The 12,862-nt window shown below is 56.3% G+C and carries 15 protein-coding genes; all 15 read right to left on the reverse strand.

Annotated features, from left to right (window positions below):
• Positions 1–41: 41 nt before the first annotated feature.
• Positions 42–413, reverse strand: coding sequence for an Asp23/Gls24 family envelope stress response protein (locus IIY41_RS11190; protein WP_009325725.1), 372 nt, complete (start codon positions 411–413; stop codon positions 42–44).
• A 186-nt stretch (positions 414–599) separates the two neighbouring features.
• Positions 600–1,220, reverse strand: a complete 621-nt coding sequence (locus IIY41_RS11195) for a SpoIIIAH-like family protein (RefSeq protein ID WP_009325727.1) — start codon at positions 1,218–1,220, stop codon at positions 600–602.
• 13 nt (positions 1,221–1,233) lie between these two features.
• On the reverse strand, positions 1,234–1,806 hold the full coding sequence (locus IIY41_RS11200; protein ID WP_009325728.1) for a SpoIIIAG-related protein: 573 nt from the start codon (positions 1,804–1,806) through the stop codon (positions 1,234–1,236).
• A gap of 5 nt (positions 1,807–1,811) precedes the next feature.
• Positions 1,812–2,273 (reverse strand): hypothetical protein, encoded by a 462-nt coding sequence (locus IIY41_RS11205; RefSeq protein WP_009325729.1) that lies wholly within the window; start codon positions 2,271–2,273, stop codon positions 1,812–1,814.
• Positions 2,274–2,275: 2 nt separating this feature from the next.
• On the reverse strand, positions 2,276–3,406 hold the full coding sequence (locus tag IIY41_RS11210) for a stage III sporulation protein AE (RefSeq protein WP_287400769.1): 1,131 nt from the start codon (positions 3,404–3,406) through the stop codon (positions 2,276–2,278).
• Positions 3,403–3,783, reverse strand: a complete 381-nt coding sequence (locus IIY41_RS11215) for a stage III sporulation AC/AD family protein (protein ID WP_009325731.1) — start codon at positions 3,781–3,783, stop codon at positions 3,403–3,405. The genes IIY41_RS11210 and IIY41_RS11215 overlap by 4 nt, the downstream gene beginning before the upstream one ends.
• A 6-nt stretch (positions 3,784–3,789) precedes the next feature.
• Positions 3,790–3,984 (reverse strand): stage III sporulation protein AC, encoded by a 195-nt coding sequence (spoIIIAC, locus tag IIY41_RS11220; protein WP_009325732.1) that lies wholly within the window; start codon positions 3,982–3,984, stop codon positions 3,790–3,792.
• A gap of 54 nt (positions 3,985–4,038) precedes the next feature.
• Positions 4,039–4,560, reverse strand: coding sequence for a stage III sporulation protein SpoIIIAB (gene spoIIIAB / locus IIY41_RS11225; RefSeq protein WP_009325733.1), 522 nt, complete (start codon positions 4,558–4,560; stop codon positions 4,039–4,041).
• Positions 4,541–5,467 carry an ATPase, T2SS/T4P/T4SS family gene (locus IIY41_RS11230; RefSeq protein ID WP_009325734.1) on the reverse strand — a complete coding sequence of 309 codons (927 nt, stop codon included), beginning with the start codon at positions 5,465–5,467 and terminating at the stop codon, positions 4,541–4,543. The genes spoIIIAB and IIY41_RS11230 overlap by 20 nt, the downstream gene beginning before the upstream one ends.
• A gap of 109 nt (positions 5,468–5,576) precedes the next feature.
• Positions 5,577–7,475: an ABC-F family ATP-binding cassette domain-containing protein gene (locus IIY41_RS11235; RefSeq protein WP_287400772.1), complete on the reverse strand. Its 1,899-nt coding sequence runs from the start codon at positions 7,473–7,475 to the stop codon at positions 5,577–5,579.
• Positions 7,476–7,482: 7 nt separating this feature from the next.
• Positions 7,483–9,558, reverse strand: coding sequence for a hypothetical protein (locus IIY41_RS11240; protein WP_009325736.1), 2,076 nt, complete (start codon positions 9,556–9,558; stop codon positions 7,483–7,485).
• Between the two features lie 127 nt (positions 9,559–9,685).
• Positions 9,686–9,799: an OadG-related small transporter subunit gene (locus tag IIY41_RS11245; RefSeq protein ID WP_009325737.1), complete on the reverse strand. Its 114-nt coding sequence runs from the start codon at positions 9,797–9,799 to the stop codon at positions 9,686–9,688.
• Between the two features lie 12 nt (positions 9,800–9,811).
• Entirely contained in the window at positions 9,812–10,978 is a 1,167-nt protein-coding gene (locus IIY41_RS11250; protein WP_040910499.1) for a sodium ion-translocating decarboxylase subunit beta, read from the reverse strand.
• A gap of 113 nt (positions 10,979–11,091) precedes the next feature.
• Positions 11,092–12,033: an alpha/beta hydrolase gene (locus IIY41_RS11255; RefSeq protein ID WP_287400775.1), complete on the reverse strand. Its 942-nt coding sequence runs from the start codon at positions 12,031–12,033 to the stop codon at positions 11,092–11,094.
• Positions 11,999–12,739 carry a YjjG family noncanonical pyrimidine nucleotidase gene (locus IIY41_RS11260; protein ID WP_050004209.1) on the reverse strand — a complete coding sequence of 247 codons (741 nt, stop codon included), beginning with the start codon at positions 12,737–12,739 and terminating at the stop codon, positions 11,999–12,001. The genes IIY41_RS11255 and IIY41_RS11260 overlap by 35 nt, the downstream gene beginning before the upstream one ends.
• Positions 12,740–12,862 lie beyond the last annotated feature (123 nt).

Consider the following 12,862-nt stretch of genomic DNA (forward strand, 5'->3'; position numbering starts at 1 on the left):
AACCCTCCTGCAGAGAGCGGGAGGGTCATGGATTTTCTCGGTTACTCCGCTTCCGGGCCGGCAGTTTCCTGCGCGACGCCTGTTACCACAATGTTGACTTTAGAAACGGTGATGCATGTCATGTTCTGCACAGAACTTTTCACGTTTTCCTGCACCTTCTCGCAGAGCTGCGGAATCTTATAACCATACCTCACCATGATATTCACCGTGATCTCCGCCACATCATCAGTGAGCTGGACGAGGATCGGCTTTTGAAGATTCACCTTATTGAACAGGCTCTTTACACCCATCGTTCCGGTGGATACTTCCTTCACGCCTTCGATCTCAAGCGTGGCGAGCTTTGCGATCTTCGCAATGACATCCGTGGATATCTGCAGGCTGCCGCCGATGGTGCTGGAATTTGTAACGTCCATTTCAAAGCCTCCCTGCCCGCTGCGCGGGCGCACATGCAAGTTTTCAGGAGTGCCGGGCACGTTTTTTCACTGCCGGCATCCCACAAGCCGCTGGCGGCAGGAAAGCCGGCGCACCAACTGTGCGCCGGCCGCCCGTCGAAGCGGCTTTGGAATTATTATACCATCTTCCGGCTGCTTTCACAACACCTATTTCACTTCGACGATACTGATATTTTTCGCCTCCGTCTCCATTTTACCCAAAATGATATCCCGCAGCTGCGCCACCTCACTCTTATCCAATCCTTCGCTGCCTGTTTTCACGGCAAGGTTGATCTTTTCTCCCTCGATAAATGCGACGCAATCCGCAAAGCCTTTCGCCTTTACCATGTTTTCGATGTCGCTTTCCACTGTGATGCTGTTGATGGTGTTGGTGAGCGTTTGGGTGACCGCTGTCTTTTCAGTCTCGGACAACTCGGCATTTTTCAGCGCCTGCTGCATGGTGTCCAACGCTTCATCCCGCGTTTTGCTTCGTGTCAGTCGAGCCTGTTCAAAGTATTTGTCGTTGCTGGTCTCATTCGCGCTCACAAGCTGTGCGTCGCCGTAGTTCTTGTCGGGCAGCGCCTCCTGCACGGGCAGGGCGTCCAGCACGCCGGATGTGGTGCCGTCTGTAACAGTTTCCACGGCTGCGTTGGCGCTTACAGCACCGGGGTCCTGCAGTGCGAAAGGCGCGTCTGTTTTCGCGTACTCCCAGTTCAGGTACACCGCAACGCCCAGCGCCACCACCAGGGTAAGCAAGGTGAATTGTCTTTTGCTTTTTGCGCTTTTCATATGCATCCTCCGTCTAAATCATTTTTGTAACGCATATCCGGTTGGTCGAAAGCCCCAATACAACCGAGACCAGATCGGTAATGCGTTTTATCACAGTAATATCGTCCCCGCCCTCGCACACCACGGCCACGCCCTTCACCTCCGGTTCGATGTGCGTTTCCACAAGAGGTTGTTTTCCATCCGCCGCGTCAACGATGATATGCTCGCTTTTATAGGATTCCTTTCGGTCCGTCACACCGTCCGATCCGTCCTGCGTCGTCTGTGTATCAGATTGTTCGTCGCGTGCATACACCGTTTCTCCGGCGCTTTCCAGTGTGATCATCACCTGCACTTTGCCGGCGCCCTGCACGCTCTCCAGCATTTCGGTCAGGCGGGTCTCCAATTCCTGAACGCCCGTCGCTGCGCTCACAGCCTGCTGTGTGCTCTGCCGCGCCGCGCCCGTGGAACCCTCCCGGCCTCCGAACAGAATGTCGGATAAAAAAATCAGGCAGATCCCCGCGAGCCCGACAAAGAAAAGCCAATTCTTTTTCTGGAACAGCCCGTGCAGCATTTCCTGCCAGCCCCCATGCTCCGCTTTCTTTTCCATTTGCATTATCCTTCTTCATTTACCGTTACCGGGACATGTGTTCCCAGCGCTTTTGTGACAACATCCTCCACGCCCGAAACATCTGTGCCGCCAGGGACTATTACAGTGACGTCCGCCACCTCTACGGTCTCGCTGTCGGCGTCCAACGCCACGTCCACTTCGGTGTACGCAATCCCGTTCTCCGCAAGCGCGCTGCGCACAGTATCCTCCAACCGTGTGCACACCGTGTTCAACACCATTGCTTCCGTATCCGGCGCCTGCACTGTCTGCGGCGCTTCCGGAATGTCGAACGTTACATGCCCATCGCCCAGGCTTTGCAGCGGGGCGAATGCGGTTATTAAAATATATAGGGTGAGTATCAGCTTTATGACAGAAAACCGCGTCCGGGAGGAAGAAAGCTGCCCGAGGATGCCAGCCGCGATACACGCAAAGCACACGGCCAGCACCCAGGCCCTGATTTGTTCCAATTCTACCCTCCATTCCCCAGCAGGATCATCACAAGCGTGGAAGAAATGACGATCAGGCTAAAAAAGACAACCATCGAAATGTAAAGGCTCACACAATCCGAGAAGCCGGAAAGCAGCTTTGCGCTTTTGGTGCCGCCCGTTGCCGACGCCACGATGTTTCCGGCGGAAAACACAAGGTGGTACGCACAGCACTGTATGAGCAGCGGCAGAAACGACGCCGCAATGACGGCGATCACCGCAAACCCTACTGTGCCTTTGAGCATTTTCAATCCGGCCAGCACACTGCCCATTGCGTCGGAGATTGCCCGTCCCACAACGGGCACGCCGCTGCTCAGCAGAAATTTCCCGGTTTTCAGCGCGAGTGTATCCGCGCTCTGCGCAAATATCCCCTGCAGGCCGATGAGCGCGCCGAACACCGTGGCGCAAAACGTGAGCAGCCACTTCGTCCATCGGCATACGGAGGCGGTCAATTGCGAAAGGTCCAGCGTACTGCCTACGGCCGCAGTAGCATTCAGCGCCAGCAGCACACGCGTGAGCGGCAGCCCCACTCTGCACAGAATATCTGCCATAACCATAGCCGCACCGAAGAAAAAGCCACTGTACAGCGCCGCGCCGCCTACCTGTCCGCAGGCTGTCAGCACAGAAGCGAACACCGGAACAAAAGAAATGATATAAACGCGGCTTGTTTCGATTGCATCCTGCAGTACACCGGTGAGCGCCAGCATGCAGGAAGAACAGAGCGTGAACACAGCCAGCGTGACAACAGTATCCACAAGGCCCGCGAGTTCCGGCGACGTTCGCTCGGTGCACATGCTTTTTCCCACGGCCGCCAGCAGCAGCAGGCCGCACAGCCTTGCCAATAGTCTCAAAGGCTCATGCAAGCTCTCGCGCAGTATTTCCGCGCCCTTTTCCAGCCAGTCGGACAATGTCATCCCGCTGAAATCCCCGGCGGTCATTGGTGCTTCCTGCGTGACCTGCGCCCATTCCTCAGGTATCCCGGATTGCCCGCTTCCAGAGTCTCCCGCCGCCTCCTGCGCCAGCGCCGGCACGCCGGCCGCCGCAACGCAGAACAGCATGGCTGCAAGGCAAGCCAGCCGTTTCCAAATCCTTCGTGAGTGAAGCGGCTCCTTCATCGCAGCAGCGCCAGCAGCGTATCCGTCAGCACCGTGAACAGCGGCATAGCCGCCAGCAGCACGGCCACCTTGCCCGCCAGCTCCACGCGTCCGGCAAGGGCCGTTTGCCCTGCTTCCATGCACAGGTCCTGCACGCTTTGGGCCATCAGCGCGATGGCGACGGCCTTGAACACGGTTCCCAAATGCTCGAAGCCTGAAAACTGCGAAAGAGTTTCCACAAAAGAAAGTACAGGCCCCAGCGCCTGCATGACGAACCAAAGCAATACCATGCAGCAGGCCAGTGCGGCCAGCACCGCGTATCCGGGATTGTATTGGCGCAGTACGCTCAACAGCACCAGCGCACACAGACAGAAGCCCAGGACCTTGAAAATGTCCATGGCAGGTCACAATGCAAACAGGTCCTTGATGGTGTCGAACAGGACGCTGATCTGGCTGATGATCATCATCAGCACGACGATAAGCCCCGCCAGCGTCGTCATCATGGCCTGTTCCTCCCGGCCGGAACGGATCAGCAGCTGGTTGAGCACAGCTACAATGATGCCGATGGCGGCGATCTTGAATACAAAATCAATGTTCATTTTTCGCTTCGCTCCTTTTTCACATACAGCGTGCTGCCCGGAACGCCGCCTGGCTCACAGCAGCAGCAGCGCGGCAGCCCCGCCCAGCGAGAGGCCCAGCGTCCGGTACAGCCGGCGCTGCTGGGCAGCCTCCGCTCTGGCAGCATCCAAAGCGGTTTCCAGCTGTGTTTGGGCGTAGGCCAGCCTTTGTTCCTCCTCCTGCGCAGGACAGCCGCCCAGCCCCTCCAGCGCGCCGCGCAGCAGCACGCGCTCTTCCCGCCGCGTCACGCCCGCAATCTCCCGTTCAGTGCGGCAAAGCGCATTGTCCAGCTCTGTCTGAAGGCCGCAGCCGGAGGCGAGATCGGAAAAATAAAGCGGCAGCGCCGACAGCCGGGTATTTTGCTGTGCCGCAGCGAGGATTTCCTCCGTTCGGCCGCAGCGAAAATGAAGGTCGTCCCGCACTGCGCCCAAAAAAGCGCAGATATCCGCCAGCACCTGTACGCGGCGCATGGCGGCGTTGCCTTTGCGCCAACCCATGGCTGCGCCCGTGTAAAGCACAAGTATCGCACCGATACATTTAAAAAACAGTTCCCGCATCCACGACCTCCGATATTCTGCCCGGTGTTTCCTTACCTTTTAAAAACGCCACATGACGGAAAGCGCCCGTCTGCAGCAGAGCCGTGTACTGCGGCCTGCGGCGCAGCGTTTCCGCGTCAGGCGCGTGGATGGTCACCACAAGCCCGACGCCTGCGTTTGCCGCCTGCGTGATCGCCGCGATATCTTCCATTGCTCCAACCTCGTCACACACGATAACGTCCGGTGCAAGTGCGCGCAGCGCATGCTGCATACCGATGTGTTTGGGGTATCCCGAAAGCACGTCGCAGTGCTGAGGCAGCCGCGTGCAGAAGCCGGACTGCTCCACAGGGGCGATTTCGAAACGCTCGTCCACCACGGCTGTTTTTCGGCCCGCCGCGGAAAGCTCCGCCAGCACGGCGCGAAGCAGCGTCGTTTTGCCGCTGCCCGGCGCACCCGCGATCAGCAGCCCCACGCCGGGTGCGCACAGCAGCGGACGCAGAACGGCGTCGCAGGCACACAAGCCCGTGCGAGCCACGCGCAGATTGATGGACGTGATATTTTTGAGCGTAAAGGTTCCGCTGCCATCCACGAATGCCGTACCGCACACGCCCGCCCTGTGCCCGCCCGGCAGCGGAACAAAGCCGTTCGCGATGCAATCCGCAAAACTGTGCACCGAATATCCGCAGATGGCCTGAAAGCAGTTCTGCACCAGCGTGTGCGGCGTAGACAGCACGCCTGTATCCGGTTTTTCTCGCCAACCGCCGTCTATGGAAACAAACCGTGCGCCGCTCGGCGTGCTAAGCGACACCGGGCGGCCCGAACGCAGGCGGATTTCCGTAATGTCCCCCGCCCACCGGGGCGGAATGCGCATCAGCGCCTGCGAGACTGCACCGGGCAGCTGTGACGCAGCATGATAAAAAGCGTCCATCTCTTCCCGTCCTTTGCCATTCATTTGTTCAATGATATGAAACGCGGACAGGCGTTAGAACCAAAAATGCCCCGGGCGCTGAATGCGTCCGGGGCATACCTGTATTGTGTTATTCGTCGTTTTCCTGCTCGTAAGCTTCCTGTTCTTCCACAAGCCTTTCCCATTCGGCCAGGACCTCGTCCTGATGAAAACGGGTATCGTCCAGCTCATCGCATACGTCCCGCAGACGCGTGTGATCCCGCAGAACATCAGGGTCGTTCACTTCACCCTCCAACGCCATAATGCGCAGGGCCAGAGTCTCCATTTCATCCTCCAGCGCTTTGATCCGTGTGCGAAGCTCCGCGCGACGGCGGCGTTGCTCCTTGCCGTAAGCAGCCTTGCCTGCAGACGCCGTCTTTTCCGGTGCGATGTTTTTTTCAGGCGGCACAGCCCCGCGGTGCATCATCGCGTCATAATCTTCATATAGCGAAGTCTTTCCGTTTTCAATGAATAAAATTGGACAAGCAAGGCTGTTCATCAGATAACGGTCATGAGTGACGAGCACAAGCGTCCCCTCATAGGAAGCCAGCGCCGCCCCCAGAGATTCCCGGGTATAGATATCCAAATGGTTCGTCGGCTCGTCCAGGAACAAAAGATTCGGCTTTTCCAGCAAAATTTCCGCAAAGCGCAGACGGGCCAGTTCGCCGCCCGAAAGTGCCGAACACGGCTTGAATACATCTTCACCACGAAAATTCAGCTTGGCCAAGTGGCTGCGCACCTCAAGTTCCGTGAATTTTGGATATTTGTCCCAAATCGTGCTGATGACCGTGCCGCCTCGGCGAAGCTGTTGCTGTTCGAACACAGACGGCTTTGCGCCAGCGCCTAAGCGCACTGTGCCCGCCTGTGGACGCAGCTTGCCGTCCAGCACACGCAGCAACGTGGATTTTCCCGCGCCGTTCGGGCCCGCGATGACCAGGCGTTCTCCCCGCTTTACAAGCAGATCCAATCCTTCAACAAGTCTTTTGCCGCCCAGTGTGACAGAAATATTCTTCGCCGTAAGAATCTCGTTGTAAGGCGTCACATCGAAGGTGAAGCGGAACTTCAGATCGGTGTGGGAGGTGCGCGGTGCTTCTGTGATCTCCATTTTCTCAAGCTGCTTGCGCCTGCTTTGGGCCATTTTTGTGGTGGAGGCGCGCACCAGATTACGCGCAATATAATCTTCCAGCTTCGCGGCTTTCTCCATATCCGCATCATGCTGCTTCTGCTGAAGCGCCACAGCCGCCTCTTTCTGCGGAAGATAAGCGGAATAATTCCCCTTATATGCTGTAAGCGTATTGTCCTCGATTTCGAAAATGCGGTTGCAGACAGCATCAAGAACATAACGGTCGTGGCTCACCACCAGAATCGCGCCCGGATAGGTTTTGAGATAGCTTTCCAGCCATTCCATCGTCTCAAAATCCAAATGGTTTGTCGGCTCGTCCAGAATCAGAAGATCAGGCTTTTGCAGCAGCAGCTTGGCAAGGCAAAGTCGGGTATGCTCGCCGCCGGAGAGCACAGCCACGCTTTTCTGATAATCCGGCGCGGGAAAAGCCATGCCATTCAATATCTTTTTGATCTGTGTGTCCATATTATAGCCGTCCGCCGCATCTACAACAGCGGAGAGCTGCGCATGACGTTCCAAAAGCATATGGTCGTCCGGACACTCCGCCATCTGACGCTCCAGACGCTTCATCTCGTCCATCGCGTCCAAAACGGAACGAAACGCGTTTTCCATTTCTCTATATACCGTGCATGCGGGGTCCAGCACGCTGTTCTGCTCCAGATAACCTATCGTCGCCCCGTGCGCCAGCGTCACGATTCCGTCATCCGGGTACAGCTCACCCGTGATGATCTTGATGAGCGTGGTTTTGCCTGCGCCGTTCTCGCCAATAATTCCGGCGCGGTCTTGTGCGTCCAGCACGCAGCTGATGTTCCTGAGACACAGCTCAGCTCCAAAATATTTTTGAATGTTTTGTATCGTTAATAACATAATTTTCTCATTGATCTGCCGCGTATATCGTTACGTCGGCGTTTTCATACACGACCACAAGCCCGGATAGCTGGCTTGTGTCGCCCGGATACTGTTTGGAACAAACAAGGTAGTCGATGCCGTTTTCCGCACAAAGTCGCAGGACTTCCTCCGGCGCCGTCGATGCATCGAACAGTGCAGTATTCACAGCCTGCTTTTGCGCAACAACGGCCTCGGAAACCCCCATGTTCGTCACTGCATAGGTATAGCCTTCCATATATGCCTGCCGGCCGCTCATCGCGGTATACAAGCTGGAGATACCGTCCGAGGCGTTGGCCATGCTGTGAATACGGTTGGTAGCGAACACTGCATCCTGCGGCGTATTGCTCTGCAGCCATTTCATCGCCGCCTCATCGCCTGCGCTGGCGGTGCTGACATACGGGTACTTGGGGATAATATCAAGGTTACGCGCCAGCTGGCGCATCCCGCTGCCTGTAAAGTTAATCACCAGCACGGCGCTGGTGGCGAGACCGACGGCACCGCACAGCGTGCAGAAGGCTTTTCCCGCGCGTGTACGCACCGTCGTGACCTGGTCAACCGCGAGCAGATTCATAAACATAATTGCAATCAGAACAAAATAAAGCTGGCTGTATGAGGGATGCCAAAACAGAAAATAGGCAAGAAAGCCGCCCGCCACAATGCCGTTTGCCAGCAAGCGTTCCGCCGGAAGCCGCAGCAATCCGTGGATGTCCCTACAAAGCCCTTTTAAATACAGTGGAAATTGAAAAGGCTGCATACAAAATGCATGCAAAACCGCTCCCAGCACCATGCATACCGCACCGGCCGCTGCGCTGTCTCCCATCCATGCACGCAGCCACTGGCGCGGTGCGGAAGCTTCCAACGTCTTGAATCCGAAATGAACACTGGTGTTTGTCCCGGAAGAAAAAATCACAAGGTAGACCACCAGGAAAACCGCCAGAACTCCAGCCAACGCGGTCAATGCCCGGCTCCAGCGCGGTTTGCGGAACAGTACAAACAGCATTGTGACCGCAAAGCTGCAAACGACAATGGCTGCTGCCGGCCCTTTGGCAAAACACACAAGTGCAAAACTGCCCAGAAAAACCGTCAGATACATCCAACTCACATCAAAGCATCTGCGGGCCATTTCTGTAAACAGGATCACAAAAACCGAAACAAAAACAGCCGCTGTTCCCTGCGCATTCACGTTCGTAATGAGGTGCATCATATTTGTATTGCCGAAACTGCCTGTTCCGTTTGTCAGAGCTGTCCACAGGCTGGCGCAGTTGAACAAAAACATGGCGAAGGTGAACAATAACGCCTTGTTCCGATGGCCGCGGTAAAAGCAGATGCCCAGTGCATACAGACAGCACAGCAGAGCAGCCAAAACCAGCGGTCCCGCATAAAACACGTAAATATCATAGCAGGCGATTCCGCTCACAATAGAAAGCGCACCGAACACAAGCTCCGTGAGATAATGATAGGAAAAACGCACCATGGAAAAGCGGATGTCCTGCGGAGGGAATCCCAGCGCAAAGGAATTGGCATTCCCGATATTCCACATCACATCCTGCGTCAGCACGATCTCTCCCGCAGCGGCAGGGTGCGCATTTTTTACGCTGACCATCAGCGCAAACAAAACGGACAGGACACACCAAAGAGTGACCCGTGAAAGGAATCCGCCGTCCGCATATACAGCGCGTGCCGCTTTCCACGGACTTTGCGGCGCGCCCCGCAGGAGCACCAGCCAGAGCAGCCCCAGCACCGGCGGCAGCGCGCGCAGCAGCCACAGAACGCCCAAACGCATGCTGACACAATACAGGACGGCCAGAAAGCCTGTGCCAAGAAGGACGCCCAGCGGCACAGCGAATTCCGGCAGAACCTTCTCCATTCCTGTGACGCGGGCCCAGAAACGGCCGGGGAGGTATAAATACACCGCGGCACAGAGGAAGAAAACAAACATCCCCCACAGCTTTGCTCCAGACACGCGGATGAGCGCCAGATAAGTCAAAACGCAGAGCACGCAAAAACACAACTTTACCCGTGGGAAACCGTCTTTCAATCGGAAGAACAATTTTCTCGGCACGTCGGCCCTCCTCCCTGCAACAGGAAGAAACCGCCGCCGGGAATGCGCCTCGGCAGCGGTTTCTTCATTGTATCTCAAGCCTGCGCAGACATCCTGTGCAGGCATCGATTCTCTTTGCCAGTTTCTTTTATTTGAAGAACCGGTTCAGCAGTGAAACGGCCACGCTGATGATACCCATAACAATGAAAATACCGCACATGCCCATGAGCATGACACTGAGAGACTGCAATACCATATCCATACCAGTACCTCCTTATACTCTGGCGATCAGGTTGAGGATCAGGCCGCCCGCGATAACGCTGGCGATCTGCCCGCCGACATTGACGCCCGCCGCGTGCATGAGCAGGAAGTTCTGCGGGTCTTCCTTCAGGCCCATCTTATGGACCACACGGCTGCTCATCGGAAACGCGGAAATGCCGCATGCGCCGATCATCGGATTGATTTTTTTCTTCGTGAACAGATTGAGGAATTTGGCAAACATCACGCCGCCGACCGTGTCGAAAATAAATGCAAACAGACCAAGCAGCATGATCATCAGCGTGCCCCAGGACAGGAACATATCCGCCTGCATCTGGGTGGCAACGGTGATGCCGAGCACGATAGTAATGAGGTTTGCCAGCACATTCTGAGCTGTTTCAGAAAGGCTGTTCAGAACACCGCATTCACGCAGCAGGTTGCCGAACATCAGGAAGCCGACCAGAGAAACGCTGCGCGGCGCAATCAGGCCCGCAATCACGGTGACCACGATCGGGAACAGGATACGCACCGTCTTGCTGATCTCCTTCGCCTCGTAAGGCATGCGGATCAGACGCTCTTTTTTTGTTGTCACCATGCGGATGACCGGCGGCTGGATGATGGGCACCAGCGCCATGTAACTGTACGCCGCAACAATAATGGCGCCCAGATACTTGGTGCCGTAGAAGTTGCCGACAAAAATAGACGTGGGGCCGTCCGCAGCGCCGATGATGGCAACGCTGGCGGCATCCTGAATGCTGAACATACCCGGAAAAATCAGGTTCACCAGGCAGGCCAGCGTCAGCGTCATAAAAATGCCGAACTGCGCGGCCGCGCCAAACAACAGCAGCTTGGGATTGGCCAGCAGCGGGCCGAAGTCGATCATCGCGCCGATGCCGATGAACAGCAGCAACGGGAACAGCTCGTTGGAGATGCCCGCGCGGAACAGCTCGCTCAGGGCGCCCACCTCGATGCCCAACTCATGCATCTGGTCGATGGCGCCGGAAAGCGGCAGGTTGACAAGGATGGCGCCGAAGCCCATGGGCAGCAGCAGGCTGGGCTCCATGTCCTTCTTGATAGCCAGATAGATCAGAGTGCCGCCGATGGCCCACATCACGACCATTTTAACGGCCGAAACGGGATCAAGCGACAGGATGCTTCCAAACATCGCATTGATAAAATTCATGAATACTTCCATTTACGATTTCTCTCTCCATTCCAAAGATTTGGGATATCGCCTATATAAAACAACGGCATGAGTACACCGCCGCTTTATCCAAAACCATTTTGCCCGAGCTTTCACGCCTGATGGGCATCGCACCACGCGAGGATATCCGCGTATACCTCAGCCCGGTTTGTTTCATTCAATATCTCGTGCCGTGCGCCGGGGTACAGTTTGAGGAAAACGTCTTTCACACCGGCATCTTTCAGCGCGCGGTAAACGGATTCAACGCCTCTGCCGTAATCTCCCACCGGATCTGCGTCGCCGGCAAACAGCGCGACGGGCAGACGCTTGTCCACCTTCTGCGCCCATTGGGGACGGTTCACCGCACGCAAAATCGCCATTAGCTCGTGAAACGCGCTGGCAGTAAAAATAAACGTACACTTTGCATCCTGTGCATACCGTGCAACGACCTCTTTGTCGCGTGAGATCCAGTCATAGGGCGTATCGGGAGAATCCACCCGCTTCAAATATTGGCCGAACGCCATGTTGTTAAGAAACTTCGAACGGTGCTTTCGCCCTTTCACCCTGCCGATCGCCTCAGTAAGAGCAAGTCCTACGCCCGCCAACGGGTTAGGACCGCCCGTGCCGCTGAGCACCAGTGCATGCAGCGTTTCCGGATACAGGACGGCATACATCCGCGCAAAAAAGCTGCCCATGCTGTGTCCGAGCAGGATAACAGGCAGCTCCGGATACGCCTCGCGGGCAAGGCGGTTCATTTCGTGCAGATCCTGCAGCACAAATTTGCGTCCGTCCTTTTCGGCAAAATAGCCGTCTGTTCCGTTCGGGCCGCTGCTTGTGGCGCCGTGTCCCAAATGGTCGTTGCCGCAAACCACATAGCCTTTCTGCGCCATATACCCGGCAAAATCGTCATAACGGCCGATGTATTCGCACATGCCGTGGGAAATTTGCAGGATACAGCGCGGTTCCATCCCGGGACAGGTGTAATAATACCCCGCGACGATGTCCGTTCCATTGGAGGACTTAAAGCTGATGGCGTTTTTCTTTACTTCCGGCATTTGCAAGCTCCTCCTCTTCCATGACGATGCGAAGCAATTCCTCATATCCCTGGATCGTGTAGGTCGGCTGCGGAGCGCCCTCGGGCAAAACCGCGCCGCGGAAGTTGCACCAGCAGGTGTCGATACCCGCTCCCGTGCCCCCGGCGATATCCGCTTTCAGAGAATCGCCGATCATAAGTACCTTTTTCCGGTTTTCAATGCCCAGTGTATTGAGGGCCGTATCGAATATTTTGCGGGCGGGCTTTGTCGCGCCTACCCGGCCGGATACGAACACGCCGTCAAAAAAGCGGCCCAAGCCCGACTTTTCCAAACGGCCCGCCTGCACTTTTTCAACGCCGTTGGAAACAACAGCCAGCGTGGCCACTTCCGCCAGTTCCTCCAGCGCTTCCTCAGCGCCCGGGAACGTATCTGCGCGCTGAGATAACTGTGTTAAGTAATAATCGTTGATCTCCACGGGATTGCCCTGCACGCCAAACGCAGCGAGCAGTTTTTCAAAGCGCTGGATAACAAGCTTGTCCTGCCGTACCTTCCCCTGCTCCAGCGCCGCCCACAGCGCATTGTTGATGTCATGGTACTGGGAGACGGCATCCTCGGTGTTTGGCAGGGAAAAATGCGCCAGCGTATCCCGCAATGCGCCGTCCTCCGCCGCATTGAAATCCAGCAGAGTGCCGTCCACATCAAACAGCAGGCAATAATAAAAGGCCAAAAAACGCCACGCCCCTTCTGCGCGAAAATAGAATCTATCGTTACTATTATCCATGATTTGTCTGCGTTCGTCAACAGGGCCGGCGATAAAATTCTGTTAAGGCAGCAAAAAGCGGCAGGCATG

The sequence above is a fragment of the Ruthenibacterium sp. genome, from assembly GCF_017421385.1.
Classification (GTDB): Bacteria; Bacillota; Clostridia; order Oscillospirales; family Ruminococcaceae; genus Ruthenibacterium; species Ruthenibacterium lactatiformans.